25 protein-coding genes and 1 pseudogene are annotated in these 26,158 nt (G+C 69.8%); 15 read left to right on the forward strand and 11 right to left on the reverse strand.

What is annotated here, in order from left to right; translation table 11 throughout:
• Positions 1–69: 69 nt before the first annotated feature.
• The 4 genes from ilvD to NQV17_RS11800 all read right to left on the reverse strand — a co-directional run bounded on the left by ilvD (position 70) and on the right by NQV17_RS11800 (position 6,590).
• Complete coding sequence (gene ilvD / locus NQV17_RS11785) at positions 70–1,929, reverse strand: dihydroxy-acid dehydratase (protein WP_257772403.1); 1,860 nt, start codon at positions 1,927–1,929, stop codon at positions 70–72.
• Positions 1,930–2,285: 356 nt separating this feature from the next.
• The gene (locus NQV17_RS11790) at positions 2,286–3,308 is read right to left on the reverse strand and encodes an Ldh family oxidoreductase (protein WP_257772404.1); all 1,023 of its coding nucleotides are present in this window, start codon (positions 3,306–3,308) and stop codon (positions 2,286–2,288) included.
• Positions 3,301–4,893: an aldehyde dehydrogenase (NADP(+)) gene (locus NQV17_RS11795; protein ID WP_257772405.1), complete on the reverse strand. Its 1,593-nt coding sequence runs from the start codon at positions 4,891–4,893 to the stop codon at positions 3,301–3,303. Before NQV17_RS11795 ends, NQV17_RS11790 begins: the two co-directional genes overlap by 8 nt.
• 71 nt (positions 4,894–4,964) lie before the next feature.
• Positions 4,965–6,590, reverse strand: coding sequence for an APC family permease (locus NQV17_RS11800; RefSeq protein ID WP_257772406.1), 1,626 nt, complete (start codon positions 6,588–6,590; stop codon positions 4,965–4,967).
• A gap of 612 nt (positions 6,591–7,202) precedes the next feature.
• On the opposite strand from NQV17_RS11800, the gene NQV17_RS11805 reads away from it, so the two are divergent.
• From NQV17_RS11805 to NQV17_RS11820, 4 genes are all read left to right on the forward strand, one after another.
• The gene (locus tag NQV17_RS11805; RefSeq protein WP_124485087.1) at positions 7,203–8,135 is read left to right on the forward strand and encodes a 4-hydroxyproline epimerase; all 933 of its coding nucleotides are present in this window, start codon (positions 7,203–7,205) and stop codon (positions 8,133–8,135) included.
• Positions 8,132–9,259 (forward strand): FAD-binding oxidoreductase, encoded by a 1,128-nt coding sequence (locus NQV17_RS11810; RefSeq protein ID WP_257772407.1) that lies wholly within the window; start codon positions 8,132–8,134, stop codon positions 9,257–9,259. Before NQV17_RS11805 ends, NQV17_RS11810 begins: the two co-directional genes overlap by 4 nt.
• 109 nt (positions 9,260–9,368) lie before the next feature.
• Entirely contained in the window at positions 9,369–9,602 is a 234-nt protein-coding gene (locus tag NQV17_RS11815) for a 2Fe-2S iron-sulfur cluster-binding protein (protein ID WP_011658575.1), read from the forward strand.
• On the forward strand, positions 9,599–10,888 hold the full coding sequence (locus NQV17_RS11820) for an FAD/NAD(P)-binding oxidoreductase (RefSeq protein ID WP_257772408.1): 1,290 nt from the start codon (positions 9,599–9,601) through the stop codon (positions 10,886–10,888). The genes NQV17_RS11815 and NQV17_RS11820 overlap by 4 nt, the downstream gene beginning before the upstream one ends.
• Positions 10,889–10,933: 45 nt before the next feature.
• Here the strand turns inward: NQV17_RS11820 and NQV17_RS11825 are convergent, their stop codons facing one another.
• A complete protein-coding gene (locus tag NQV17_RS11825) occupies positions 10,934–11,878 on the reverse strand; it encodes a LysR family transcriptional regulator (RefSeq protein WP_257772409.1) in 945 nt (314 codons plus the stop codon).
• 164 nt (positions 11,879–12,042) lie between these two features.
• Here NQV17_RS11825 and gtdA point away from each other — a divergent pair, with 164 nt between their 5' ends.
• The 8 genes from gtdA to NQV17_RS11865 all read left to right on the forward strand — a co-directional run bounded on the left by gtdA (position 12,043) and on the right by NQV17_RS11865 (position 18,532).
• A complete protein-coding gene (gene gtdA, locus NQV17_RS11830; protein WP_257772410.1) occupies positions 12,043–13,089 on the forward strand; it encodes a gentisate 1,2-dioxygenase in 1,047 nt (348 codons plus the stop codon).
• 79 nt (positions 13,090–13,168) lie between these two features.
• Positions 13,169–13,867: a fumarylacetoacetate hydrolase family protein gene (locus NQV17_RS11835; RefSeq protein ID WP_257772411.1), complete on the forward strand. Its 699-nt coding sequence runs from the start codon at positions 13,169–13,171 to the stop codon at positions 13,865–13,867.
• Positions 13,868–13,901: 34 nt separating this feature from the next.
• Positions 13,902–14,543, forward strand: a complete 642-nt coding sequence (gene maiA, locus NQV17_RS11840) for a maleylacetoacetate isomerase (RefSeq protein ID WP_257772412.1) — start codon at positions 13,902–13,904, stop codon at positions 14,541–14,543.
• Positions 14,544–14,562: 19 nt separating this feature from the next.
• A complete protein-coding gene (locus NQV17_RS11845) occupies positions 14,563–15,771 on the forward strand; it encodes a 3-hydroxybenzoate 6-monooxygenase (protein ID WP_257772413.1) in 1,209 nt (402 codons plus the stop codon).
• A gap of 76 nt (positions 15,772–15,847) precedes the next feature.
• A complete protein-coding gene (locus NQV17_RS11850) occupies positions 15,848–17,209 on the forward strand; it encodes an aromatic acid/H+ symport family MFS transporter (protein WP_257772414.1) in 1,362 nt (453 codons plus the stop codon).
• Positions 17,210–17,333: 124 nt separating this feature from the next.
• Positions 17,334–17,684: a helix-turn-helix transcriptional regulator gene (locus NQV17_RS11855; protein WP_257772415.1), complete on the forward strand. Its 351-nt coding sequence runs from the start codon at positions 17,334–17,336 to the stop codon at positions 17,682–17,684.
• The gene (locus NQV17_RS11860; protein ID WP_044842894.1) at positions 17,674–18,108 is read left to right on the forward strand and encodes a YeeE/YedE family protein; all 435 of its coding nucleotides are present in this window, start codon (positions 17,674–17,676) and stop codon (positions 18,106–18,108) included. The genes NQV17_RS11855 and NQV17_RS11860 overlap by 11 nt, the downstream gene beginning before the upstream one ends.
• A 1-nt stretch (position 18,109) precedes the next feature.
• A complete protein-coding gene (locus tag NQV17_RS11865; RefSeq protein ID WP_257772416.1) occupies positions 18,110–18,532 on the forward strand; it encodes a DUF6691 family protein in 423 nt (140 codons plus the stop codon).
• A 224-nt stretch (positions 18,533–18,756) separates the two neighbouring features.
• Here NQV17_RS11865 and NQV17_RS11870 read toward each other — a convergent pair whose 3' ends face one another.
• Positions 18,757–19,107 carry a hypothetical protein gene (locus NQV17_RS11870; protein ID WP_257772417.1) on the reverse strand — a complete coding sequence of 117 codons (351 nt, stop codon included), beginning with the start codon at positions 19,105–19,107 and terminating at the stop codon, positions 18,757–18,759.
• A gap of 203 nt (positions 19,108–19,310) precedes the next feature.
• Between NQV17_RS11870 and NQV17_RS11875 the strand changes: the two genes are divergently transcribed.
• The gene (locus NQV17_RS11875; RefSeq protein ID WP_257772418.1) at positions 19,311–20,795 is read left to right on the forward strand and encodes a PLP-dependent aminotransferase family protein; all 1,485 of its coding nucleotides are present in this window, start codon (positions 19,311–19,313) and stop codon (positions 20,793–20,795) included.
• A gap of 144 nt (positions 20,796–20,939) precedes the next feature.
• On the opposite strand, the gene NQV17_RS11880 is transcribed toward NQV17_RS11875, so the two are convergent.
• The gene (locus NQV17_RS11880; RefSeq protein WP_257772419.1) at positions 20,940–21,215 is read right to left on the reverse strand and encodes a hypothetical protein; all 276 of its coding nucleotides are present in this window, start codon (positions 21,213–21,215) and stop codon (positions 20,940–20,942) included.
• A gap of 97 nt (positions 21,216–21,312) precedes the next feature.
• A complete protein-coding gene (locus NQV17_RS11885; RefSeq protein WP_257772621.1) occupies positions 21,313–22,575 on the reverse strand; it encodes a cytochrome-c peroxidase in 1,263 nt (420 codons plus the stop codon).
• Here NQV17_RS11885 and NQV17_RS11890 point away from each other — a divergent pair.
• A complete protein-coding gene (locus NQV17_RS11890; protein ID WP_257772632.1) occupies positions 22,490–22,987 on the forward strand; it encodes a hypothetical protein in 498 nt (165 codons plus the stop codon). The genes NQV17_RS11885 and NQV17_RS11890 overlap by 86 nt on opposite strands.
• Here the strand turns inward: NQV17_RS11890 and NQV17_RS11895 are convergent.
• The gene (locus NQV17_RS11895; protein ID WP_257772420.1) at positions 22,974–24,437 is read right to left on the reverse strand and encodes a metallophosphoesterase; all 1,464 of its coding nucleotides are present in this window, start codon (positions 24,435–24,437) and stop codon (positions 22,974–22,976) included. The genes NQV17_RS11890 and NQV17_RS11895 overlap by 14 nt on opposite strands.
• 182 nt (positions 24,438–24,619) lie before the next feature.
• Between NQV17_RS11895 and NQV17_RS11900 the strand changes: the two genes are divergently transcribed.
• A complete protein-coding gene (locus tag NQV17_RS11900; RefSeq protein ID WP_257772421.1) occupies positions 24,620–25,468 on the forward strand; it encodes a class I SAM-dependent methyltransferase in 849 nt (282 codons plus the stop codon).
• Positions 25,469–25,561: 93 nt separating this feature from the next.
• On the opposite strand, the gene NQV17_RS11905 is transcribed toward NQV17_RS11900, so the two are convergent.
• Positions 25,562–25,873, reverse strand: coding sequence for a hypothetical protein (locus tag NQV17_RS11905; protein WP_044843140.1), 312 nt, complete (start codon positions 25,871–25,873; stop codon positions 25,562–25,564).
• A 41-nt stretch (positions 25,874–25,914) separates the two neighbouring features.
• Positions 25,915–26,139: pseudogene (locus NQV17_RS11910) on the reverse strand (BCCT family transporter); the annotation flags it as partial.
• Positions 26,140–26,158 lie beyond the last annotated feature (19 nt).

A 26,158-nucleotide genomic window follows, 5' to 3' on the forward strand; every position in this document is an offset into this window, starting at 1 on the left:
CCGATGCCGCTCCGGCGAGCGGCTCGCGATCGACGCGGGCGGCCCCGTCGTACGGCCCGCCGCCGCGCGTCAGTCGTCGAGCAGCGACAGGTCGCGCACGGCGCCCTTGTCGGCCGACATCACCAGCTTCGCATAGGCCTTCAGCGCGGCGGACACCTTGCGCGGGCGCGGTTGCGCCGGTTTCCAGCCCTTCGCGTTCTGCTCCTCGCGGCGCCGTGCGAGTTCCTCGTCCGAAACGAGCACGTCGATCGTGCGGTTCGGGATGTCGATGCGGATCTTGTCGCCGTCGCGCACGAGGCCGATCGCGCCGCCCGCCGCCGCTTCCGGCGAGCAGTGACCGATCGACAGACCCGACGTGCCGCCCGAGAAGCGGCCGTCGGTCAGCAGCGCGCATGCCTTGCCGAGGCCCTTCGATTTGATGTAGCTCGTCGGGTACAGCATTTCCTGCATGCCGGGGCCGCCCTTCGGGCCTTCGTAGCGGACGATCACGACGTCGCCGGCCTTGACCTTGTCGTTCAGGATGTTCTCGACCGCTTCGTCCTGCGATTCGGTCACGTGGGCCGAGCCCTCGAACACGAGGATGCTTTCATCGACGCCGGCCGTCTTCACCACGCAGCCGTCGAGCGCGATGTTGCCGGTCAGCACGGCGAGGCCGCCTTCCTTCGAGAACGCATGCTCGTACGAGCGGATGCAGCCTTCGGCGCGGTCGAGATCGAGGCTCGGCCAGCGCGAGTCCTGGCTGAACGCGACCTGCGTCGGGATCCCGGCCGGGCCGGCCAGATAGAACGTGCGGACCGCTTCGTCTTCGGTGCGGACGATGTCCCACTGGTCGAGCGCGTCCTTCAGCGTCGGCGCGTGCACGGTCGGCACGTCGGTGTGCAGCTTGCCGGCGCGGTCGAGCTCGCCGAGGATCGCCATGATGCCGCCGGCGCGGTGCACGTCCTCGATGTGGTATTTGTTCGTGTTCGGCGCGACCTTGCACAGCTGCGGCACGCTGCGCGACAGGCGATCGATGTCCTTCATCGTGAAGTCGATGCCGGCTTCCTGCGCGATCGCCAGCAGGTGCAGGATCGTGTTGGTCGAACCGCCCATCGCGATGTCGAGCGTCATCGCGTTCTCGAACGCCTTGAAGCCGACCGAGCGCGGCAGCGCGCTCAGGTCGTCCTGCTCGTAGTGCTGGCGCGTGAGTTCGACGATGCGGCGGCCGGCGCGCTTGAACAGCTGCTCGCGATCGGCGTGCGTCGCGACGACCGTGCCGTTGCCGGGCAGCGACAGGCCGAGCGCTTCGGTCAGGCAGTTCATCGAGTTCGCGGTGAACATGCCCGAGCACGAACCGCAGGTCGGGCACGCCGAGCGTTCGACTTCGGCGACGTCGGCATCCGAATACGACTGGTCGGCCGCGATCACCATCGCGTCGACGAGGTCGAGCTTCTTCAGCTCGACGGTCTTGGTGACCGGGTTCGCGAGGCGCGTCTTGCCGGCTTCCATCGGGCCGCCCGACACGAAGATCACCGGGATGTTCAGGCGCATCGCGGCCATCAGCATCCCCGGCGTGATCTTGTCGCAGTTCGAGATGCACACCATCGCGTCCGCGCAGTGCGCGTTCACCATGTACTCGACCGAGTCGGCGATGATGTCGCGGCTCGGCAGCGAGTAGAGCATGCCGTCATGGCCCATCGCGATGCCGTCGTCGACCGCGATCGTGTTGAATTCCTTCGCGACGCCGCCGGCGGCCTCGATCTCGCGCGCGACGAGCTGGCCGAGATCCTTCAGGTGCACGTGCCCGGGCACGAACTGCGTGAACGAGTTGACGACCGCGATGATCGGCTTCGAGAAATCGTCGTCTTTCATGCCGGTGGCGCGCCACAGCGAGCGCGCACCTGCCATGTTGCGGCCGGCGGTGGAGGTTTTGGAACGGTATGTGGGCATGGTGATGGCTGAAGAAATATCGCGGAAAAGGGTGGAGGCACGGGAATAAAGGCCTCTCGCGCGCCCGTGCGAACAACCTCTTGAGCTGCGCCCTGGGCAAACCGGACGATTATCCCACAGCCGCCGGACGTGCGGCGCCCGCGGGCGCGGGCGCGGGCGAGGGCGAGGGCGAGGGCGCGGGCGCGGGCGCGGGTGGCGTGGTGCGCCGGACTGCGCCTCGGTGCGCCGAGCGTGAAGGCGAACCGGGCGCACCGGGCACGAAGGCGGACGCCGGCCATCGCCGGCGGAGCCGGGCGGCGGCTTCATCGCCCGTTCTGCCGACGATGAAGCCGTGCGCCGTACCCGTCGATCGCGCGTCAGTCGAGCAGCGCCAGGATTTCGTCGTACAGCGCCTTCGGAATCCGCACGCCGTGCGCGATGCTGCGCGCGCGGGCATCGAAGCGCCGTTGCGACGGCAGCCGCGCGCCTTGCCCGGTGATCGACGCGAACATCCGCTCGCCGCGCGCGAGGCCCGCGTCGAGCTCGTCGCCGAGGAACACCTTCGGGTCGAACGCGATCACGAGTTCGCCGTGGCACGGCGTCGCGCCGACGCCTTCGTCGAATTCCATCGACTCCTGGCTCGTCATGTCGCCGATCAGCGCGCCGCCGAGCAGTTCGACCATCGCCGCGAGCGCCGAACCCTTGTGCCCGCCGAAGGTGCGCATCGCACCCTGCAGCGCGGCCTTCGGGTCGGTGGTCGGCTGGCCATCGGCGTCGATCGCCCAGTGCGGCGGGATCGCCTTGCCCTGTTTCGCATGCAGCTCGATGTCGCCGCGCGCGATCGCGCTGGTCGCGAAATCGAACACGAACGGCACGCCGTCCGGGCGCGGCCACGCGAATGCGATCGGGTTCGTGCCGAACACCGGTTCGCGGCCGCCTTCCGGCGCGACCCAGCTGTGGCTCGGGTTCATCGCGATGCCGGCCAGCCCCTCGGCGGCGATCGCCTCGACCTCGGGCCACAGCGCCGAGAAGTGGTAGCAGCGGTTGATCGTCATCGCGGCGATTCCGTGCTGCTTCGCCATCTCGACGAGCACCGGCAGGCCGGTCTCGAAGCTCAGCAGCGAGAAGCCGCGATGCGCGTCGACCGAGACGATCGACGACGACAGCCGGCGCAGCGTCGGCACGGCCTGTGGATCGACCTTGCCCTTCTTCAGCGAGCGCACGCACACGAGCAGCCGGTACACGCCGTGCGAGTGGCACTCGTCGCGCTGGCCCTGCGTGATCACGCTGGCGATCGCCTGCGCGTGCGCATCGGACATCCCGTGGTGCGTCAGCACCCGCAGCGCGAGTGCGTGCACCTCGTCGAGCGACAGGACGACGTCGGCGAGCGGCTCAGACATCGCGCGCTTCCCGCGGCGCGGGCACGCCGTCGATGCGTTGCGGCACGTTCAACGGGTTGCCGTTGCGGATGGCGTCGGGCAGCAGCGCGTCCGGCACGTCCTGGTACGACACAGGGCGCAGGAAGCGCTCGATCGCGCGTGCGCCGACCGACGTCGTGCGCGTGTCGGACGTGGCCGGGAACGGGCCGCCGTGCACCATCGCATGACCGACCTCGACGCCCGTGCCGAAGCCGTTGACGAGAATGCGGCCGGCCTTGCGCTCGAGCGTCGGGCGCAGCGCGGCGAACAGCGCGGCGTCGCCGTCGGCGAGATGCGCGGCGATGGTCAGCTGGCCTTCGAGCGACTTCAGCACGCGGTGCAGCGTGTCGGCATCCGGGCAGCGCACGATCAGCGACGCGGGGCCGAACACTTCGTCGCGCAGTTCGGGGTGGGCGATGAACGCGTCCGCCGACGTCGCGAACAGCGCCGCGCGCGCCTGGTAGCGGCCGCCTTCCACGCCTTCCGCGAGCAACTCGACCGCGTCGTGCGCGCGCAGGGTGGCCACGCCTTGTGCATAGCTCGCGTGGATGTGCGGCGTCAGCATCGTCTGCGCGGCGGTTGCCTGCACGGCGGTGGCCGCCGCGGCTTCGAACGCGCGCAGCGCGGGGCCGTCGACCGCGAGCACGAGGCCCGGGTTCGTGCAGAACTGGCCGGCGCCGAGGGCGAGCGACGCGACGAACTGCGGCGCGATCGTGTCGTGGCGCGCGTCGAGCGCGGCCGGGAACAGCAGCACCGGGTTGATCGAGCTCATTTCCGCATAGACCGGAATCGGCTCGTGGCGCGCGGCCGCGATGTTCATCAGCGCGACGCCGCCGCGGCGCGAGCCGGTGAAGCCGACGGCCTTGATGCGCGGATCGGCGACGAGCGCCTGGCCGATTTCACGCGACGCGTCGAACAGCAGCGAGAACACGCCGGCCGGCAGCCCGCATTCGCGCACGGCCTGCTGGATCGCACGGCCGACGAGCTCGGACGTGCCAGGGTGCGCGGAGTGCGCCTTGACGATCACCGGGCAGCCGGCCGCGAGTGCCGATGCCGTATCGCCGCCCGCGACCGAGAACGCGAGCGGGAAGTTCGACGCGCCGAACACGGCGACCGGCCCGATCGCGACGTTGCGCAGCCGCAGGTCGACGCGCGGCAGCGGCTTGCGGTCGGGGCGGGCCGGGTCGATGCGCGCATCGACGTAGCCGCCGTCGCGCACGAGCGACGCGAACAGCGCGAGCTGGCCGACCGTGCGGCCGCGTTCGCCTTCGATGCGTGCACGCGGCAGCCCCGTTTCGGTGACGCAGCGCTCGATCAGGTCGTCGCCGAGCGCCATGATGTTGCGGCCGATCGCGTCGAGAAACGCGGCGCGTTGCTCGGGTCCCGTTTCGCGATACGTGTCGAAGGCTTCGTCGGCGAGCGCGCAGGCCGTCTCCAGGTCGTGCAGGCTCGTGCCGCCGAACGCAGGTTCGAGCGGTTCGCCGGTCGCGGCGGCGATCGCGTGAAGGGTGCCGTTCTGTCCGGCGACGGCCGACTGGCCGATCAGGAGCTGACCTGTGAGTTGCATGGTTCTTCCTCGGAAAATGCGGGGCCGGACGTGATGCGCCCGGCCGGAGTGGAAAGGGGAAAGCGGGTGCGTCAGTCTTCGTCGTCTTCGAGCTGCAGCTTGTCGGAACGGATGCCGGTGTTGGCGCCCCAGTAGAAGATCACGAGCGCGACGGCCGCGACGACGACCGTGTCGTACGGATGAGCGAGCTGGCCCGTGCCGCCGAAGCCGCCGAAGTACGACAGCACGATCATCGCCGCGTAGAACGCGATCAGCCACGCGGACGAGCGCACCTGTTCGGCGAGGCTCAGATGCGCGGTCGGCACCCAGCGGCGGCACGCGAGATAGATCACGAACATCACGATCTGCAGGCCGAGCAGCCAGGACACCGTGCTCCAGCCCGACCAGTAGACGATCAGCGCGGCGATCACGAACGACGCGGGGCCGGTGATGCCGAACGCCACCGCGCGGAACGGCCGCGGCAGGCCGGGCGCGGTGCGGCGCAGCGCGGCGACCGACACGGGCGCGACCGCATAGCTCAGCACGAGCGCGGCCGACACGATATTGATCAGCGCTTCCCACGACGGGAACGGCATGGTCCAGAAGATCGCGAGGCCGAACGTGAGCCACAGGCCTGCGCGCGGGATGCCCGATGCCTCGTCGACACGCGTGAACACCTTGAAGAACGTGCCCGTCTTCGCCCAGCCGTAGACGACGCGCGGCGTCGCGTTCATGTAGATGTTGCCGCAGCCGCTCGGCGAGATCATCGCGTCGGCCACCACCATCACCGCGAGCCAGCCTACGCCGAGTGCGAGCGCGATGTCGCGGTACGGCAGCGAGAACGCCTTGCTCACGTCGTGCCAGCCGGCGGCGAGCATGTCGGTTGGGATGCTGCCGATGAAGGCGAGCTGCAGCAGCACGTAGATCAGCGTGGACAGCAGGATCGACAGGATCAGCGCGATCGGGATCGTGCGCTGCGGATTGCGCACTTCGCTCGCGACCGACACGATCGGCGTGAGGCCGAGGTACGCGAAGATGATGCCGCCGGCCGATACGGCCATCTCGATGCCCGGCATGCCGAACGGCGCGAAGCCGTGCATGGTCAGGTTGGCGGGCTTGAAGAACGTGAACAGCACCGCGATCACCGACAGCGGCACGATGAACTTGAAGATGCTGATGATGTTGTTCGCCTTCGCGAACGTCTTCACGCTCGAATAGTTCAGGTAAAAGAACAAGCACAGCAGCGCGGCCTGCACGAGCCAGCCGAGCGTCGTCGGGTCGCTCGATCCGGCCTTGGTGAGACCGGGAAACCACGCGGCCGCATATTGGCGCGCGGCGACCACTTCGATCGCGATCAGGCTCGAGAACGCGATCAGCGTGATGAAGCCCATCAGGTAGCCGAGCAGCGGGCCGTGCGAGAACACCGGGTAGCGGACCACGCCGCCCGCGCGCGGCAGCGCGGCGCCGAGCTCGCAGTAGACGATGCCGAGCAGCAGCACCGCGAAGCCGCCGAGCAGCCACGAGAAGATGCCGGCCGGGCCGGCGATCGTCGACACGTGACTCGCGGCGAACAGCCACCCCGAACCGAAAATCGCACCGAGGCCGATGAACGTCAGGTCGGTCAGCGACAGCTGCTTCTTGAATTTGCCGTGACCGCCGTCGGCGGGCACGGAACGGGAAAGCGGGACGGACGGGTGTGTGTTGCCTTGGCCTGGCATGGGTTTGTCTCCTGGGAAATATCGGTGCAGGTGTGGCTTGCGCCGCGCTCCGACGGAGCAGCGGCGCAACACCTGCCGGCCGGCGTGCGACCGGTTCGAGCGACCGGCGCGGGCCGGGGACCGTTCCTGCGCGGCGCGGGTTGGCGCTGCAGCGAACGGCCCGCGCGAGCCAAGCCGGACCGGAAGCGGCGATGCGACGGGGGATGTCGTCGCACCGCCGGGGGGGAAATCGGTAGCGCGGTCAGCGGTTCGCCCGGTTCCGTTCGGCGCGGTGCGCGGCGTCGAAAGCGGTGGAAGCGCCCGGTGCGAACCGGTTGCTGAGGGCGGGGAAAACTCCGGTCCGCTGGATGGCGTTTCGGCTCACTGCAATCTCCTGCTTCGTATCGGTCGACGACAGGCGTGTCGACGTGCAACCAGTATCGCCGTGCAAACACCCATCACGCTTGAGCCGGATCGCGGAGCAAAATGACGAAATCGGCACAGTGGCCGGAAGGGCCGCGAAGGGCGCTTCGCACTGTGCCGATTTCGTCGCCGTCCTTATCGAAAAGCCACAAGCGGACGGACGCGCGACGGAGGAAGCTATGCTCTTTTCCCCACATCGGACGGCTCATGATGAAGCGCATCCAGATCATCGATTCGCACACGGGCGGCGAACCCACGCGGCTCGTCGTGTCCGGTTTCCCCTCGCTCGGCAACGGCACGATGGCCGAGCGCCGCGACGTGCTCGCGCGCGAGCATGATCGCTATCGCACCGCGTGCATTCTCGAGCCGCGCGGCAGCGACGTGCTGGTCGGCGCGCTGCTGTGCGAGCCCGTGTCGCCGGAAGCGGCGGCCGGCGTGATCTTCTTCAACAACAGCGGCTATCTCGGGATGTGCGGGCACGGCACGATCGGCGTCGTGCGCACGCTGCATCACATGGGCCGCATCGAGCCGGGCGTGCACCGGATCGAAACGCCGGTCGGCACCGTGGAGGCGACGCTGCACGACGACCTGTCGGTCAGCGTGCGCAACGTGCTCGCGTATCGCCACGCGAAGGCCGTCGATGTCGACGTGCCGGGCTACGGCCCCGTGAAGGGCGACATCGCGTGGGGCGGCAACTGGTTCTTCCTGATCAGCGATCACGGCCAGCGCGTGGCCGGCGACAACGTTGCGGCGCTTACCGCCTATTCGTCCGCGGTGCGCGCGGGGCTCGAGCGCGCGGGCATCACCGGCGCGAACGGCGGCGAGATCGACCATATCGAACTGTTCGCTGACGATCCCGAGCACGACAGCCGCAGCTTCGTGCTGTGCCCGGGCCACGCGTACGACCGTTCGCCGTGCGGCACCGGCACGAGCGCGAAGCTCGCGTGCCTCGCGGCCGACGGCAAGCTCGAGCCGGGTGTCGTGTGGCGGCAGGCGAGCGTGATCGGCAGCGTGTTCCAGGCGAGCTATGCGCAGGCCGACGGCGGCATCGTGCCGACGATCCGCGGCAGCGCGCACCTGAGCGCGGAAGCGACGCTGCTGATCGAGGAAGACGATCCGTTCGGCTGGGGCATCGTGTCGTGAGCGAAATCAGGACCGACGTCGTCGTGATCGGCGCCGGCATCGTCGGCGCGGCGTGCGCGCACGAACTCGCGCAGCGCGGGCTGCGCGTGCTCGTCGTCGATGACGCGAGCGGCGGCGCAACCGGCGCCGGCATGGGGCACCTCGTCGCGATGGACGACAACGCGGCGGAGCTCGCGCTGAGCCATTACTCGATCGAGCTGTGGCGCGCGCTCGCCGGCGAGATGCCGGAAGGCTGCGCGTACCGCAACTGCGGCACGCTGTGGCTCGCGGCCGATTCCAGCGAGATGGACCTCGCGCGCACCAAGCAGGCGACGCTCGCCGCACATGGCGTCGCGGGCGAACTGATCGACGCAGCGACGCTCGCGCAACTCGAGCCGATGCTGCGCGCGGGCCTCGGCGGCGCGCTGAAGATCCCCGGCGACGCGATTCTCTATGCGCCCGTCGCCGCGAGCTGGCTGCTGCAGCGCGCGCCGGGCATCACGTTGCGGCGCGAGCGCGCGGTGGCGGTCGATGGTCCGAGCGTGACGCTCGCGAGCGGCGACACGCTGCGCGCGGAACGCGTGGTCGTCGCGAACGGCGTCGCCGCGCGCACGCTGTTGCCCGAGCTGCCGCTGCGCCCGAAGAAGGGGCATCTGCTGATCACCGATCGTTACCCGGGCCAGGTGTCGCACCAGCTCGTCGAACTCGGCTATGCGGCGAGCGCGCATGCGAGCGACGGCACGTCGGTCGCGTTCAACGTGCAGCCGCGGCCGACCGGCCAGCTGCTGATCGGCTCGTCGCGCCAGTTCGATACCGAGGACGCGCGCATCGAGCCGCCGGTGCTCGCGCGGATGCTGCGCCGCGCGGCCGGCTATTTGCCCGATCTGGCCGATCTGAACGGGATTCGCGCATGGACGGGTTTCCGTTCCGCGAGCCCCGACGGCCTGCCGCTGCTCGGCGAACATCCGGCGCGGCCGGGCGTATGGCTCGCGGTCGGGCACGAAGGGCTGGGCGTGACGACCGCGCCAGGCAGTGCGCGGCTCGTCGCCGCATTGATGACCGGCGAGCGGCCGCCCATCGACATCGAACCGTATTTGCCGGGACGTTTCCTGACGACGTCCCCCGTAGCTGGAGCGCTGACATGAAACGACCCCCACGCACACTTCGTTCGCCGTCGACCGGAGTTGGCGCTTCAGCGCTTACCCCGGTCCCATGCAAGGCGCCCCCCGCGGGGGCGGCCGGCCGGAGGCTCACATGATCATTCATCTGGACGGCCGCGCGCTGACGGTGGCCGACGGTGCGACCGTCGCGGCCGCCGTCGCGGCGAGCGGCGACGACACGACGCGCGTGTCGTGCACGGGTGCGGCGCGCGCGCCGTTTTGCGGTATGGGCATCTGCCAGGAGTGCAGGATGACGATCGACGGCCGCCGCCGTCTGGCTTGCCAGACGCTGTGCCGCGACGGGATGCGGGTGGAGCGCACGCGATGAGCACGGCGAAACAGGAACGACTGAGCGTCGACGTCGCGATCGTCGGCGCGGGCCCGGCCGGGCTGTCGGCGGCGCGGGCCGCCGCACGAAGCGGCGCGACGGTCGCGATCGTCGACGACAATCCGCGCGCGGGCGGGCAGATCTGGCGCCAGGCGGCTGCCGCGACGCCGGTGCCGGCCGCGGCGGAACGTCTGGCCGTGCTGCGTCAGCCGAACATCACGCATCTCGCGGCCACGCGCATCGTGGCCGAAACGCAGCCGGGCACGCTGCTGCTCGAGGACGACGAGCGCGGCTTCCTGCTCGAATTCCACACGCTGATCGTGTGTTGCGGTGCGCGCGAGCTGCTGCTGCCGTTCCCGGGCTGGACGCTGCCGGGCGTGACCGGCGCGGGCGGCCTGCAGGCCCTGATCAAGTATGGCCTCGACGTGCGCGGGCAGCGCACGGTGATCGCCGGCAGCGGCCCGCTGCTGCTCGCGAGCGCGGCGACGGCCCGTCAGGCCGGCGCGCAGGTGTCGCACGTGCTCGAACAGGCGGCGTGGAGCGACGTGGCCGGTTTCGGCGCGGGGCTGTGGCGCTGGCCGTCGAAACTCGCGCAGGCCGCGAAGCTCGTCACGGCCGCCTACCGGCCCAATGCCTGCGTCGTCGAGGCGTTCGGCGACAAGCGGCTCGAACGCGTGCGGATCCGGCAGGGCGAGCGAGAGTTCGAGGTCGACTGCGACAGGCTCGCGTGCGGCTTCGGCCTCGTGCCGAACACCGTGCTGCCGAGCCACCTCGGCTGCCGGATAGAAAACGGCGCGGTCGTGGTTGACGCGCATCAGCGCACGAGCCGCGACGGCTGTTTCGCGGCGGGCGAATGCACGGGTGTCGGCGGCAGCGAACTGGCGATGGTCGAAGGCGAAATCGCCGGCTACGCGGCCACCGGGCAGACGGCGCCGCTGGCCGAGCGGATTGCGCAACGCGCGCACTGGCAGGCGTTCGCGGATGCGGTGCGCGAGCGCTTCGCGATTCGCGAGCCGATCCGCAAGCTCGCGCGGCCCGACACGCTGCTGTGCCGTTGCGAGGACGTGCGCTTCGACGCGGTCGCAGACGTGGTCGCGCCTGCGCCGGGCTGGACGGCCGCGAAGCTGCAGACGCGCTGCGGGATGGGCGCATGCCAGGGCCGCGTGTGCGGCGCGGCCGCGCAGGCGCTGTTCGGCTGGACGCCACCGGTGCCGCGCACGCCGCTCGTGCCCGCGCGGGTCGGCACGCTGATGCTGGACGCCATCGCGTCCTGCGACGGCGCCTGATGCGCCACGGCGCAGCGCCCGGTTCGCGCCGGGTCGCTGCGTCGCTCACTCCGCTTTCACTTTCTCCCATCCGCCCACCTGCGGCGCCGCACAGGCACGCAGGCACTCGATCGCGGCGGCCACGGCCGCGCGCTTCGCGCTGTCCGGATGCCAGTAGATCGACACCGCGCCCTGGCCCTCGAGCCGCATCGGCAGGATGCGGATCGCGTTCAATTGCTCGAAGCGCCGCGCGGCACGATGCGATGCGACGCCGAGCAGGTCGGTGTTGTTCAGCAGCGTGAGGTTCAGGATCGACGAATTCGATTCGACGCAATGCGGCGGCTGCACGCGCCCGGCGGCCGTCAGCGCGACCTGTAGCGCGTTGTGCACGGGGGTGCCGGGCGGCCAGACGATCCACGCGCAGGCCAGCACCTCGTCCCAGCCGACGGATGGCGCGCCGACGAGCGGGTGATCGGGCCGCGCGACGAACACCACGGGATCGACATACAGCGCTTCGGCGTGCAGATGCGGATCGACGGACGCGGACCCGGAACGGCCGACGACGATGTCCAGCTCGCCGCGCGCGAGCTGCGGCATCAGCTGGTTCATCGTGCTCTCCGCGAGCCGCACCTGCGCGCGCGGCATCCGCTTCAGCAACTGCGATACCGCGAGCGGCACCGTATCGGCGGCCGCGACGCCCGACGTGCCGATCGTGACCAGGCCGCTGCCGCCTTCGCGCAGCGCGGCCATGTCGTCGCGCGCGACGTCGAGCTGCGCCTCCACGCGGCGCGCATGCTCGATCAGCGCGTCGCCGTAGGCCGTCGGCCGCAAGCCGCGCGCATGCCGCTCGAACAGCGGCAGGCCGACATCCTCCTCGAGTTCCTTCAGCCATTTCGACAGCGCCGGCTGGGTGGTCGCGAGCGCAGCCGCCGACTGGCTCAGGTTGCCCGTGCTGGCCAGGCTCAGCAGGACCTGCAGGTGCCGTAATCGCAGCCGGTGGGTCCAGTCCATCGCACGCTCCGTATCGGAAGGTATATCCGAATCAATATGGATTAGATGATTTCACCATTTTACCGGGTATGTCTGCGTCGAATATAAATGCGCTAACGGACTGCGGCACGCGGTCCCCGACCCAACACAGCGCCGACCGCGATCGGCCGCCCCAAGGAGACATCATGACCAGCCGACACCCGGACACGTCGCACGCCGATTACTACGCCCGGATCGCCGAGCAGCGCCTCGCGCCGTTGTGGGAATCGCTGCACAACCTCGTGCCGAAGACGCCGCAGCCGGCCGCGCAGGCCGCGATCTGGAAGTACGCGCGGGTGCGCGACCTGGTGATGCAGGCCGGCAGCGTGATCAGCGCGGAAGAAGCCGTGCGCCGCGTGCTGGTGCTGGAGAACCCGGGCCTGCCCGGCAAGTCGAGCATGACGCCGACCCTGTACGCGGGCCTGCAGCTGATCCTGCCCGGCGAGATCGCGCCGAGTCACCGGCATACGCAGTCGGCGCTGCGCTTCATCGTCGAAGGCAAGGGCGCATGGACCGCGGTGAACGGCGAGCGCACGACGATGCATCCGGGCGACTTCATCATCACGCCGTCGTGGGCGTGGCACGACCACGGCAACCCGGCGGTGGAAGACGGCGGCGAGCCGGTCGTGTGGCTCGACGGGCTCGACATTCCGCTCGTCGCGAACCTCGACGCGGGTTTCGCCGAAAACCATCCGACGGCCCAGCAGCCGGTGAGCCGCGCGGAAGGCGACAGCTTCGCGCGCTTCGGCCACAACATGGCGCCGGTGCGGCATCGCGCGAGCGATCCGACATCGCCGGTGTTCAGCTATCCGTATGCGCGTACCCGCGACGCGCTCGACGCGCTGTACCGCAACGGCGAGCTCGACGCGTGGGACGGCGTGAAGCTGCGCTACGTGAACCCCGCGACGGGCGGCTGGCCGATGCCGACGATCGCGACCTTCATGCAGTTCCTGCCGGCCGGCTTCGACGGCCGCACGTATCGCAGCACCGACGCGACGATCTACTGCGTCGTCGAAGGCAGCGGCACCGCGCACATCGGCGGCGACGCGTTCGCGTTCGAGCCGCACGACATCTTCGTCGCGCCGTCGTGGGCGCCGGTGCGGCTGTCGGCGTCGTCCGACAGCGTGCTGTTCAGCTATTCCGACCGGCCGGTGCTGTCCGCGCTGAACCTGCTGCGCGAAGCGCGCGACTGACGCCGGTTTTCCCCGCTTCGTTGCGTGCGTCGCCGACGCGGCGCGCGTTCCTTCCTTCATGCCTACGCTGGAGCCGTTCATGACTTACGTTTTCCCGCCCGAAGCGCCGGTGGCGCTTCCCGTCGCCGGCAGCGACGCCCGCTTCGCGGTGCGCCGCGTGTACTGCGTCGGCCGCAACTACGCGGCGCATGCGCGCGAAATGGGCTTCGATCCCGATCGCGAACCGCCGTTCTTCTTCTGCAAGCCGGCCGATTCGATCGTGCCGGTCGCCTACGGCGAAACGCTCGATCTCGCGTATCCGTCGCAGACGCAGAACTATCACTACGAAGCCGAGCTCGTCGCGGTGATCGGCAAGGGCGGCGCCGACATTCCGCTCGAGCGTGCGCTCGAGCACGTGTGGGGTTATGCGGTCGGTCTCGACATGACGCGCCGCGACCTGCAGATGAAGATGCGCGAGATGGGCCGGCCGTGGGAAATCGGCAAGGCGTTCGACCGTTCCGCGCCGATCGGCCCCGTGCATCCGGCGAGCGAAGTCGGGCATGTCGAGCAGGCCGGCCTGTGGCTGACGGTCAACGGCGCGACGAAGCAGAAGAGCGACGTGTCGCACCTGATCTGGTCGGTCGCGGAAACGGTCGCCGACTTGTCGAAGTTCTTCCGCCTCGAACCGGGCGACGTGATCTTCACCGGCACGCCGGAAGGCGTCGGGGCGGTGGTGCCGGGCGACGTGATGAAGGTCGGCGTCGAGCGGCTCGGCGAACTGGCCGTGCGCGTCGTCTGACGCGCGTTCATCGCTTTCCTCGAAAGGTCACATCGTGCAACTGCATAGCTTCTTCAACAGTTCGACGTCCTATCGGGTGCGCATCGCGCTCGCGCTGAAAGGACTGCCGTACGACACGCTGCCCGTGAACATCCGCACGGGCGAGCACCGCGACGCCGGCTACGTCGCGCAGGTGAATCCGTCGGCGTCGGTGCCGGCGCTGGTCGACGGCGATTTTCGTCTCGGCCAGTCGCTCGCGATCATCGACTACCTCGACCGGATTCATCCGGCGCCGCGGCTGATTCCGCTTGAACCGCGGCAGCGCGCACGCGTGCTGGAACTCGCGACGCTGATCGCATGCGATATCCACCCGGTCAACAACCTGCGGGTGCTGCGCTACCTCGACAGCGAACTGCAGGTCACGCCGCAGCAGAAGAGTGCGTGGTACCGGCACTGGGTCGCGGAAGGGATGGCCGGCGTCGAGCGTCTGCTCGCGCGCGCGGACACGGGCCCGTGGTGTTTCGGCGAGGCGCCGACGCTCGCCGACGTATGCCTCGTGCCGCAGGTCGCGAACGCGCTGCGGATGGATTGCGACCTGAGCGCGTATCCACGCAGCCTGGCGATTCACGAACACGCGCGGCGCGAGCCGGCATTCGACGCAGCGCAGCCGCAGCGGCAACCGGACTACATCGCGTAACACGAAGCAGGAGACAGACATGGGCGAGACACACAACACAGGCCGACGCGTACTCGTGATCGGCGGCGGCATCGGCGGGCTCGCGACGGCGCTGGCGCTCGCGCGCCAGGGCATTCGCGTGAAGCTGCTCGAGCAGGCCGCGCAAATCGGCGAGATCGGCGCGGGCATCCAGCTCGCCGCGAACGCGTTCAACGCGCTCGACGCGCTGGGCGTCGGCGAGGCCGCGCGCGGCCGGGCGGTGTTTACCGACCGGCTGCAACTGATGGATGCGGTCGATGCGCGGGAAGTCGCGTGCATCGATACGGGCGCCGCGTATCGCGAGCGCTTCGGTAACCCGTACGCGGTGATCCATCGCGCGGACATCCACCTGTCGATCTACGAGGCGGTCAAGGATCATCCGCTGATCGAGTTCCGCACCAGCACGCAGGTGTGCGGGTTCGAGCAGGACGGCCACGGCGTGACCGTGACCGATCAGCACGGCGAGCGCTATCGCGCCGATGCGGTGATCGGCTGCGACGGCGTGAAGTCCGCGATCCGTCACGCGCTGATCGGCGACGCGCATCGCGTGACGGGGCACGTCGTGTATCGCGCAGTCGTCGACGTCGACAACATGCCGAAGGATCTGCAGATCAATGCGCCGGTCGTCTGGGCCGGCCCGCATTGCCATCTCGTCCACTATCCGCTGCGCGGCGGCCGGCAGTACAACCTCGTCGTCACGTTCCACAGCCGCGAGCAGGAAACCTGGGGCGTGCGCGACGGCAGCAAGGAGGAAGTGCTGTCGTACTTCGACGGCATCCATCCGCTGCCGAAGCAGATGCTCGACCGGCCGACGTCGTGGAAGCGCTGGGCGACCGCCGACCGCGACCCGGTCGAGCGCTGGAGCGCGGGCCGCGCGACGGTGCTCGGCGACGCTGCCCATCCGATGACGCAATACCTCGCGCAGGGCGCGTGCCAGGCGCTCGAGGATGCGGTGACGCTCGGCGCGGCCGTCGCGCAGACCGATGGCGACTTCGCGGCCGCGTTCGCGCTGTACGAGCGCGTGCGGATTCCGCGAACCGCGCGCGTGCTGTATTCGGCGCGCGAGATGGGGCGGATCTATCACGCGAAGGGCGTCGAGCGGCAGGTGCGCAACGCGCTGTGGGTCGGACGCACGCAGGCGCAGTTCTACGATTCGCTCGACTGGCTGCACGGCTGGCGCGCGCAGGATTGCCTGAAATCCGTTGCCTGACGCATTTCGGTTTGCATCCGGCGGCGCGCATTTCAACGACATCGCGCGCGACCGCCTTCATGGAGGAGACATCATCATGGCCGATACGCTGTCCATCGACGTCAGCGAATGGATCGACCGGCATCGCGTTGCGCCGTTTCAGGCCGCGATCGTCGTGTTGTGCTTCCTGATCGTCGCGATCGACGGTTTCGACACGGCATCGATCGGGTTCATCGCCCCCGTCATTCGCGCGGAATGGGGCCTGTCGCCCGCGCAGCTCGCGCCGGTGTTCGGCGCCGGGCTCGCCGGGCTGATGGCCGGTGCGCTCGTGTTCGGGCCGTTCGGCGACCGGTTCGGCCGCAAGCGCCTGCTGCTTGCCTGTGTCGCGTGTTTCGGCATCGCGAGTGCGGCGTCGGCGAGCGCGGCCGGTCTGACCGAACTGATCGCGTGGCGCTTCGTGACGGGCCTCGGGCTCGGCGGCGCGATGCCGAACGCGATCACGCTGACGTCCGAGTATTGCCCCGCGCGGCGGCGCTCGCTGCTCGTGACGACGATGTTCTGCGGCTTCACGATCGGCTCCGCGCTCGGCGGACTCGCGGCCGCGTCGCTGATCGAACGCGACGGCTGGCGCGCCGTGCTCGTCGTCGGCGGTGCCGCGCCGCTGCTGCTTCTGCCGGTGCTCGCATGGCGCTTGCCCGAATCGGTGCGCTACCTCGTCAACACCGGCGCGGCGCGCGAACGGATCGCGGCGATGCTCGCACGCATCGCACCGGACCCGCATCTCGCGCACGCGTCGTTCATCGCACCACGCGGCAAGCCGGCCGGTTCGCCGCTCGGCCGCCTGTTCGGCGCCGACCTGCTGCGCGGCACGCTGCTGCTGTGGCTCACGTTCTTCATGAGCCTGCTCGTCATCTACCTGTTGTCGAGCTGGCTGCCGACGCTGTTGCGCACGACCGGCGCGACGTTGCAGACGGCCGCGCGCGTGACCGCGATGTTCCAGGTCGGCGGCACGCTCGGCGCGATCGTGCTCGGCGGGCTGATGGACCGCTTCGATCCGCATCGCGTGCTCGCATGCAGCTATGCGGCGGCCGGCGTGTTCGTCGCGGCGATCGGCGTGCTGGCCGCGTCGCCGGCGGGCGCCGCGCTGGTCGTGTTCGCCGCGGGCTTCTGCGTGTCGGGCTCGCAGGTCGGCGCGAACGCGCTGTCGGCCGCGTTCTACCCGACCGAGTGCCGGACCACGGGCGTGAGCTGGGCGAACGGGATCGGCCGCGGCGGGTCGGTCGTCGGCTCGATGGCGGGCGGGGCGATGCTCGCGACGGGGCTGCCGTTGCCGATCGCCTTCGCATTCGTCGCGGTGCCGTGCGTGATCGCCGGGATCGCGGTGCTGGTGCTGGGCGCGGTACGGGCCGGCGAGAAGCGCGCGGCGGCAGCCGATGCGCTTGCCGGCGAGCAGGCGTAGCGGAGGCAGGGGCTGGCGTCGCAGACGGCGCCTTCCCTTTTTATGATGTTGCCGACCGAAAGTACGAACCAACGATATATAAATGTATATAATATCGATTCGTTAATCGAATGCGATCGCCCTCATGAACGCCGACCCTTCCACTGGGCTGCCCGAGCCCGATCAGATGCGCGCCGCCGCTGAATCGGCGTGCGCGCTGCTCAAGGTGCTGTCCAATCCCGACCGGTTGCTGCTGCTGTGCGAACTGTCGCAGGGCGAACGGTGCGTGAGCGATCTCGAGGCGCGGCTCGATATTCGCCAGCCGACACTGTCGCAGCAGCTCGGCGTGTTGCGGGACAACGCGCTCGTCCGCACGCGCCGCGAAGGCAAGAACATCCACTACTCGCTCGACAGCCCGGCTGCGATCGCGGTGATGGGCGTGCTGTACGAACAGTTCTGCGGCCCGGCCGCGAAGGGGGCGCGCGATGCAGCTTGATGCGCTTCATTTCACGCCGTGGCTGTCGCTTGCCGGCGGCGTGCTGATCGGGCTTGCAGCCGCGTGGCTCATGGCGTTCAACGGGCGGATCGCCGGAATCAGCGGCATCGTCGGCAGCCTGTTCACGGCCGGTGCGGCGGAGCGCGGCTGGCGTGCCGCGTTCGTCGCCGGGCTGATCGCCGCGCCGCTGCTGATGCGTGTCGCCGGTGCCGCCGTGACGCCGCAGGTCGATGCAGGCTGGGGCGAGTTGCTGGCGGCCGGCCTGCTGGTCGGCATCGGCACGCGCTATGCGGGCGGATGCACGAGCGGTCACGGCGTCTGTGGGCTGTCGCGCGGCGCGACGCGCTCGATCGTCGCGACGGCGGTGTTCATGGTCGCGGGCTTCGCGACCGTATTCGTGCAACGGCACGTGCTCGGGGGCTGACATGCAGGCAGGATTCGCGTTTCTGGCGGGGCTGGTGTTCGGCGTCGGCCTCATCGTGTCGGGGCTGGCCAACCCGCAGAAGGTGCTCGGCTTTCTCGACCTGGCTGGCCGCTGGGATCCGTCGCTCGCATTCGTGATGGCCGGCGCGATCGGCGTCACCGTGTTCGCGTTCGCATGGGCGAAGCACCGGACGCGGTCGTTGCTCGGCCTGCCGATCCAGTGGCCGGCCGTGCGGACGATTACCGTGCGCCTCGTCGCCGGCAGCGCCGTGTTCGGCATCGGCTGGGGGCTTGCCGGGTTCTGCCCGGGGCCGGCGATCGTGTCGATCGGGCTCGGGTCGGTGAAGGGCATCGCGTTCGTCGGCGCGATGCTGGCCGGGATGGCATTGTTCGAATGGATCGAGCGCGCGCGGAAGGTGCGGTAGCAACGCGCGGCTGCTGCGGCCGAGGTTGTCGGCGTGGCCGAATCGGCCCGGCTCAGCGAGGGCGCCGGCCGGGTTCGAACGCGTCGCCGGGGGAGCGACACGGTGATCGTGCGGCGACAACGGCGACGGTGTGTAGCCGTCGCGCGGCCGGGCACGAGTTCGTCGCCGGGTGGAGCGACACGGTGATCGCGTGGCGACACCGGCGACGGCGTGTAGCCGCTGCGTCAGGACTGCTCGCGCACATGCCGCTCGCCGAGCAGCCGCGCGGATGCCCGATGCAGCCACGCACGCCACACCGCGAACACGTCGGGCCTGGCCACGGGCGCCGCGACGGTCGCGGCAACCGGCCCGGCATCGCCGGCGGACAATGCCACGTGACCGGCCGTCTCGATCGTCAGGCATTCGCCCTCGTCGAGCACGCGGCGAACGTATTGCGGCGCATCGGGCAGCCAGTCGAGCCCGCCGTGACGTAACGTCACCGCGAGCGCGCCGTCGAGCACGATGACGCGGCTGCCCTTGTCGAACCACGCAAAGTGGCTTTGCCCGGCGTCGAGCCGGATGTCGTGCGTCCGCATGGCGTGTCCTTTTCCCGGTTGCGCGGCCCGGCGATGGCAGGGCGACAGCGTGCAATCAGGTTAAGGAAACGCGTGCGGGCAGGACAGATTCAGGGGACGGGTATCTGTTACGGTGCAGACGGCGATTTCATGCTGCTGTATCGGTGGGTTTCCCCGGAATCTGTATCTGGCGTGCGCCCGGGCGCGCGGGCAGGATGGCCCGCATGACGCCCATCACCGATCCATCCCGCATGACTTTGCCGATGGCCGGCGAGCCGCTTTACGAACGGCTCGCCGAGCATTACCGCCGCATCATTGCGGCCGGCACGCTGTCGCCCGGCGACCGGATGCCGTCCGTGCGTGCGTTCATGGCGCAGCACGGCGTGAGCCTGTCGACCGCGACCCAGGCCTTCCGGCGGCTCGAGGATACGGGCTGGTGCGAAGCCAGGCCGCGCTCGGGCTACTTCGTGCGCCGGCGCGCGGCGGCCGCACTCGACACGCTGCCGGAAGGCGACGGGCAGCCGCTGAGCGTCGAGCCGCCGTTCGCGGGGCTGCACGAACGCGTGTCGCGCGTGATCGATCGTGCGAACGCGATGCCCGACGCGCTGAATCTCGGTGGCGCATCCGCGCTGGCGACGGTGTACCCGGCCGAGCGCTTGCAGGCGCTGGCGATCCGGCTGCTGCGGCGCAAGCCTACGCTGCTGACCGACGCGGGGCCGGTTGGCGGCTCGGCCGAATTCCGGCAGACGATGGCCAAACGCGCGCTGTCGTACGGCGTGACCGTGTCGCCGGACGACGTGATGTCGACGAGCGGCGGCGTCGATGCCGTGAATCTCGCGTTGCGCGCGGTGGCGCGCCCCGGCGACACGATCGCGATCGAATCGCCGGCCTTTTTCGGCTTGATCCAGCTGCTCGAAAGCCTCGGCCTGCGCGCGCTCGAGATTCCGGCCAGCCCGACGACCGGGTTGTCGATCGAAGCGCTCGACGTGGCGCTGTCCGCGTACCCGGATATTCGGGCCGTGGTCGTCGTGCCGAATCTGCAGAACCCGCTCGGCAGCGTGATGCCCGACGAACGCAAGGCCGCGCTGGTCGCGCTGTGCTCGCGTCACGGCGTGGCCGTGATCGAGGACGAGCCGTATCGCGAACTCGTGGAAGCGCCGCACGCGGTGAAACCCGTGAAGGCATGGGACCGTGACGGCACGGTGATCTATTGCCCGTCGCTCAACAAGGTGCTGGCGCCCGGAATGCGGCTCGGCTGGATGAGCGCGGGCCGCTGGCACGCGCGCGTGAAGATGCTCAAGTTCGCGCAAAGCCGGCACAACGCCGCGTTGCTGCAGGCCGTCGCGGCCGAATTCGTCGGCTCGGGTGCGTTCGACCGCCACCTGCACCGGTTTCGCGAACAGCTTCGCGTGCAGCGCGATGTGACGATCGATGCGATCGCGCGCCATTTTCCCGCCGGCACGCGGATGAACCGGCCGCCCGGCGGCATGCTGCTGTGGATCGCGCTGCCGGACGGCGTGCGTTCCGAAGCCTTGTTCGATGCAGCGCTCGCACGCGGGGTAAGGATCGCGCCAGGCGCGATCTTCTCGAATTCCGACCGCTTCGACGCGTATATCCGGCTTGCCTGCACGCGGGTGTTCGACACGGCACATGAAGCGGCAATCGAAACGCTCGGCCAGTTGATACGCGACGCGGCGGCCGCTGCGTGAGCAGGGCGGGTGTCGATCGGGCCGGCGCGTTGGCTACCGGGCTCGGCGGTCGTGACGAGGGCACGGGCCGGCCGATCCGGCTCGCCGTGTTCTCCCCAGCCGGCCGCCGTGCGGCGACGCGCCGACGATACGATTTCGGCGATTTCATCGGCTGACCGCATGCGCGGCGAGGTGCTGACGGATCAGCGACAGATAGCGATCCCCGACCGAGAAGTCGCGTGCGGCACGCGGCCGCTCCGTCTGGCGCAGCGTGGCCGGCGCGCTCATGCCCAGGTACCGGCATACCGCCGACGGAAAGGGCTTTCGCGTATGCCCGAGCTGGCGCGCCGCACGCTCGACGCGGGCGTCGCCCACCTGCGCACGCAGCCATGCCAGCACTTGGCGATCGGTGTCGTTGACGATACGGACCAGATGTTCCATCGCGCACCTCACTGTTCATAAATACAGTACTGTAAATATAACCAGTGTTTGCGGCGGCCGCAAGCGGATGCGCACGCGTCTGGCCGTTCGGCCAGGGTCAACGCGCCGGCGCGGCGGTGCGGGCGATCCGGGCGATCCGGGCGGCGGGCGGGACGGGATTCGCGTAGCGTGCGTCGGTCAGCGTGCCGAGGAACGCGACGATGTCGTCGATTTCCGCATCGGTCAGCGCGGGCGGCGTGCCGGGCCGGCGGTTCATCGGCGTCGAATTGACGTTGATGTTGCCGCGATAGGCGGCCGGGACGTCGTCGAACGTCCGGGCGCCGTGATACCAGCGGCCTGGGTCGGTCGAGCGCGTGTTGTAGAACGCGACCGCGTCGCGCAGCGTCGTGAACACGCCGTTGTGCATGAACGTCTGCTTGACCGCGACGTTGCGCAGTCCCGGCGTGCGCAGGTAGCCGCACCATTGCGTCGGCTCGGGCCAGCGCAGCCGCGCAGCCGTATCGCACAGACCGTTGTCGAAATGGCGCGGATCGCGGTTCGCGGGCAGCGCGGGGTTGCGCGGCACCGCGATCGCGTCGTAGCCGAAATCGGTGAAGAGCGAGCGCTCCGGCCGGCTCGACGTTTCCGACAGCGTATGGCAGCTCATGCAATTGCCCTTGTCGGGATTGCGGAACAGCGCCAGGCCGTGCATCTCGGCCGGCGCGAGCGGCTTGCGCGTGCGCAGGAACGCGTCGAAGCGCGACGTGAACGGCGCCATCTCGTCGCTCTGCAGATAGGCCTCGACGGCCGAGCCAAGCGCCCGCACCAGTCGCTCGGGATCGCGCCGCACCGACGTGCCGAAGCGCGCGGCGAGATCGTCCGCCAGTTCGGTGCCGTCGACCTTGCGCAGCAGCGCGGCCGGCGACCGGTTGTTCATCTCGTTCGGGTTGAACAACGGCCCGCGGATCTGTTCGGCGAGCGTGTCCGCGCGGCCGTCGCTGAACAGGCCGCCGAACGGCGACGGCGCAGGCGCGTCGTCGTCCTGGTAGAAGTGGCGGCGCGGCACGTAGCGCACGTAGAGCAGCGATGGCGCGTTGCGCTGGCTGAAGCGCCCGCGGCGGCTGCCTTCCGGCACGCCCGGCCCCGCGAGCGAAGCGGCCGACAAGGTCGGCGCGAACGCGCGCCCCGGATCGTGGCAGCCCGCGCACGACATGCCGCGCGGCTCGGACAGCCGCGGATCGAAGAAGATCCGGCGGCCCAGCGCAACGAGCGTCGGGTCGGGTGCGAAACGGGCGGTGGCCGCGTCGACCTTGCCGGTCACCTGCGGCGTGCCGGTGCCGATCGTGCCGACGACACGCGCCGGCGGCGCGCCGGGGAGCAGGGTCGTTTCGGCAGGTGCGCCGTGGGCCGCGAGCGCCGCTCCGGCGAGCGCGGCGGCGGCAAGGGCGCGTACCGCCCGTCCGCCGGCGGCCGGAACCGCGGCGAACGCCGAACGCCCGGCGAGGGCGACCGAAGGAATCGGCTGCCTTCGCGATCCAGCCAGTCCTTCCCGGCAGCCGGCCGCATCCGCCGAACACGCCGAACACGCCGAACACGTCGAACACGTCGAACACGTCGAACACGTCGAACACGTCGAACACGTCGAACACGTCGAACACGTCGAACACGTCGAACACGTCGAACACGTCGAACACGTCGAACACGCCGAATACGCAGAATCCACCGAATCCGCCGAACACGCCGAATCCATCAAACCGCCGTGCAATCGAACTTCGTCACTCACGGCGCGATGAACCCCGTCTTGTCGCATGCGAGCGTGTTACCCGCCTGGTCGCACGACGCGAGCAGCTTGCCCGCCGCCGAATACGCATGGAACACCCAGCCCGTCGCCGGCGCCGCGCGTCGCTCCATGATCAGGAAACCGAAGCTGTTGTTGTGCGACAGCCGTTCGATCACGGCGCCCGGCGCCGGCGTCAGGCCGGCGGGGAACGGGTCGGGCAGCGCGACGTCGAGGTTGTCGCCGCCGTTGCCGGACACGATCGTCGCCGGATGCCCGGACGAGAAGTTGATCGCCTGGAAGTCGTGCACGTGCCCGTGCAGCGCGACGTGGATGCCGGGCGGGTAGTACGCCTGCGCGTTCAGGCTCGCCATCACCGACTGCAGCGCGAGGTTGCCCGGCGCGGGCGTGCTGCCGGCGATCGGCGCGAACGCGAGGATCGGATGATGGTTCGTGAAGATCGTCGTCGACATGCCGGCCTTCGACGCGAGCGACGCGACCGTCTGGAACTGCTTCTGGTAGATGCGGAATTGCGCGTCGGTCGTCTTCAGCGGATTGCGGCCGACCTTCGCGGTGTCGAACACGATCACCTGCGTGCCGCCGCCGAGCGACACCGCATAGGGATCCGAGTAGTTCGCGTCGTCGTCGTTGGCCGGATCGTCGCACGAACGGGCCGCCGAATACGGGCGCGGATCGAGGAAGCGGTACCAGCCCTGGCCGGCCCGTGCGCATTCCTCGTGGTTGCCGCGCACGACGACCCACGGCGCCTTCGCGAACAGCGGTGCGGCCGGGCGGAACAGGTCGGCCTGCCACGCATCCCAGCCATAGCCCCACGGGCTGTCCTTGCAGCCGGCGATGTCGGGCGGGCACGCGTTTTCGCGGTAGTGATAGTCACCGACGTGCAGCACGAGGTCCGGCGACAGCTTCGCGACGCTCGACGCGATCGTGTCGAACGGCCAGACCGTTGCGTCGTTGCACGCCTGCCATGCGTTGTCGGCCTTCTTCATCCGGCAGCCGGTGTCGGCGATGATCGCGATGCGCTGCGGCTGCGCTTTCGGCAGCGGCAGTGCGCGGCCTGCGACGCTCGCCGTTTGCGCATCGGCCGGCAGCGCCGCTTCGCAGACCGACACCGGGAAGCTCGACGGTTTCGAGTCGGCCGCGGCGCTCGCCGTCGGACGCTGCGCGACGGTCGCGGCGCCGGCGCGCAACGTCATGCGCGACAGCTTGCCGTCGACGGACAGTTGCGGGCACAGCGGATCGCTCGCGGATGCGGGGCTGTAGCTCGTGATCACACGTGCGATCGCCTGGTTCGCGTCGCCGATCTCGACCCACGCGGCCTGGAGGTTGATCGCGGCGCTGGCCGGGTCGGCGGGCGTATCGATGTGATTCGAGCACGCGGACAGCGCCGCGAGGGCAACAAGCGGAGCGCAGCGCGCGAGCAGTGCGCGCGGGAAGAGTCGTCGCATGAGAGGCACCGTAGGAAAGTCGTCAACGATACGCAGCGCGAGTGTAAGAAATGTGAAGGGCGGAGTCCGACGGCCGGCCGGCGCGCGAGTCGTGCCGCGGTCGCGGCCTTGACCTCAAGCCGGCTTGAAGCAGCATAGTCCGGATCACGGTCAACGATACGGACAAAACAGGAGAATCGACGATGAAAGACAGCCGGGCAAACGAAGCGCAGTCTGCGCTGTGGAATGGTCCGTCGGGGCTGGCATGGGTCGACGCGCAGTGCTCGCTCGACCGGATGTTCGAGCCGTTCGAGACGCTGCTCGCGGACGCGGCGGCCGCGGCATCCGCGCGCAGCGTGCTCGACGTCGGCTGCGGCACCGGCGCGGTGACGCTCGCGATCGCACGGCGGCTTGGCACGCACGCGCACTGTACCGGTGTCGATATTTCGGCGCGGATGATTGCCGCCGCACGGGTGCGTGCCGAACGCGCCGGCCTCGGCGCCGGCTTCGTGCATGCCGATGCGCAGACGCATGCATTCGCGCCGGGTCGGTTCGACCTGATCGTGTCGCGCTTCGGCGTGATGTTCTTCGACGATCCGGTGCGCGCCTTCGCGAACCTGCGGCACGCGGCGCGCGCGAACGCGCAACTGCGATTCGTCGCATGGCGCGGCGCCGCCGACAATCCGTTCATGACGACGGCCGAGCGGGTCGCGGCAACGTTGCTGCCGGACCTCCCGGCGCGGCAGCCGGGGGCGCCGGGGCAATTCGCGTTTGGCGACCGGCAGCGGATCGCGTCGGTGCTGTCGGACAGCGGCTGGGCCGACGTCGCGATCGAGCCGATCGATCAGGCGTGCGCGTTGCCCGAGGCGGCGTTGAACGACTACATCGCGCGGCTGGGCCCGGTCGGGCTCGCGCTTCAGGACGCGGACGACGCGACGCGGCGGCGCGTGGTCGAAACGGTGCGCGCTGCGTTCGAGCCTTACGTGCAGGGCGCTGACGTGCGGTTCGACGCGGCGTGCTGGCTCGTCACGGCGCGGGCGCCGTCTGCATGACGCGTCCGGCTACGAGGACGACCGACGTTCGGCATGCACGCTGCGGTTCGCACATGACAAGGCAAGGCCGCGCCGCCGCGCAAACAACAGATATCAGCCGCGCCTCGCACGCAACATCAGCCACGCGCAGCCCGCCGCGACGAGCGCGAGCCCGAGCAGCACCGCCTCGACGCCGAGCGCGAAACCGGGCGGCATCTCGCCGCTGTTCGGCACGGGCGACAGGTTGGCGGTGATCGCGATCGCACCGCCGGCCAGCAACGCGATGCAGACGATCCAGTAGACCTTGCCGCGCGGCGCGGCGGTGCGGATTCGCCACAGCGCGAGGCCGACGCCGCCGAGGTAAAGCACCGCGAGCGTCGCGAGCGCGATGAAGTCGCCGGTGCGATCGTGCAGCAGGCCGCTCATCGTGCGACTCCGTCGGAGGCGGCGTGTCCGCACGATGCGATGAACGCGTCGACCGCGTGGCCGATCCGGCCGTTCACGCGCTCCCGCAGCATCGGATACAGCCCGGACCGCAGCGTCAGCGGCAGGTCGTAGCGGAAACCGAAGTACGCGAGCACGAGCCCCGTCAGCCCGTAGATCGCCCACGCATGGAAGCCCCAGTGGAAGAAGGGCATCAGCATGGCCTCGCGCGCGGTGGCGGGCGTGCTGGGGGCGACGGCCTGCGGCTCGAACGCCGTGCGGGTGGAG

Origin of the sequence: Burkholderia sp. SCN-KJ (assembly GCF_024656005.1) — a bacterium.
In the GTDB taxonomy this organism is placed as follows: domain Bacteria; phylum Pseudomonadota; class Gammaproteobacteria; order Burkholderiales; family Burkholderiaceae; genus Burkholderia.

Bases quoted from the DNA above. Each gene is read 5' to 3' on its own strand.
- ilvD (WP_257772403.1), bottom strand. From the start codon at position 1,929: ATGCCCACATACCGTTCCAAAACCTCCACCGCCGGCCGCAACATGGCA.
- NQV17_RS11790 (WP_257772404.1), bottom strand. From the start codon at position 3,308: ATGTCTGAGCCGCTCGCCGACGTCGTCCTGTCGCTCGACGAGGTGCAC.
- NQV17_RS11795 (WP_257772405.1), bottom strand. From the start codon at position 4,893: ATGCAACTCACAGGTCAGCTCCTGATCGGCCAGTCGGCCGTCGCCGGA.
- NQV17_RS11800 (WP_257772406.1), bottom strand. From the start codon at position 6,590: ATGCCAGGCCAAGGCAACACACACCCGTCCGTCCCGCTTTCCCGTTCC.
- NQV17_RS11805 (WP_124485087.1), top strand. From the start codon at position 7,203: ATGAAGCGCATCCAGATCATCGATTCGCACACGGGCGGCGAACCCACG.
- NQV17_RS11815 (WP_011658575.1), top strand. From the start codon at position 9,369: ATGATCATTCATCTGGACGGCCGCGCGCTGACGGTGGCCGACGGTGCG.
- NQV17_RS11820 (WP_257772408.1), top strand. From the start codon at position 9,599: ATGAGCACGGCGAAACAGGAACGACTGAGCGTCGACGTCGCGATCGTC.
- NQV17_RS11825 (WP_257772409.1), bottom strand. From the start codon at position 11,878: ATGGACTGGACCCACCGGCTGCGATTACGGCACCTGCAGGTCCTGCTG.
- gtdA (WP_257772410.1), top strand. From the start codon at position 12,043: ATGACCAGCCGACACCCGGACACGTCGCACGCCGATTACTACGCCCGG.
- NQV17_RS11835 (WP_257772411.1), top strand. From the start codon at position 13,169: ATGACTTACGTTTTCCCGCCCGAAGCGCCGGTGGCGCTTCCCGTCGCC.
- NQV17_RS11845 (WP_257772413.1), top strand. From the start codon at position 14,563: ATGGGCGAGACACACAACACAGGCCGACGCGTACTCGTGATCGGCGGC.
- NQV17_RS11850 (WP_257772414.1), top strand. From the start codon at position 15,848: ATGGCCGATACGCTGTCCATCGACGTCAGCGAATGGATCGACCGGCAT.
- NQV17_RS11855 (WP_257772415.1), top strand. From the start codon at position 17,334: ATGAACGCCGACCCTTCCACTGGGCTGCCCGAGCCCGATCAGATGCGC.
- NQV17_RS11860 (WP_044842894.1), top strand. From the start codon at position 17,674: ATGCAGCTTGATGCGCTTCATTTCACGCCGTGGCTGTCGCTTGCCGGC.
- NQV17_RS11865 (WP_257772416.1), top strand. From the start codon at position 18,110: ATGCAGGCAGGATTCGCGTTTCTGGCGGGGCTGGTGTTCGGCGTCGGC.
- NQV17_RS11870 (WP_257772417.1), bottom strand. From the start codon at position 19,107: ATGCGGACGCACGACATCCGGCTCGACGCCGGGCAAAGCCACTTTGCG.
- NQV17_RS11875 (WP_257772418.1), top strand. From the start codon at position 19,311: ATGACGCCCATCACCGATCCATCCCGCATGACTTTGCCGATGGCCGGC.
- NQV17_RS11880 (WP_257772419.1), bottom strand. From the start codon at position 21,215: ATGGAACATCTGGTCCGTATCGTCAACGACACCGATCGCCAAGTGCTG.
- NQV17_RS11895 (WP_257772420.1), bottom strand. From the start codon at position 24,437: ATGCGACGACTCTTCCCGCGCGCACTGCTCGCGCGCTGCGCTCCGCTT.
- NQV17_RS11900 (WP_257772421.1), top strand. From the start codon at position 24,620: ATGAAAGACAGCCGGGCAAACGAAGCGCAGTCTGCGCTGTGGAATGGT.
- NQV17_RS11905 (WP_044843140.1), bottom strand. From the start codon at position 25,873: ATGAGCGGCCTGCTGCACGATCGCACCGGCGACTTCATCGCGCTCGCG.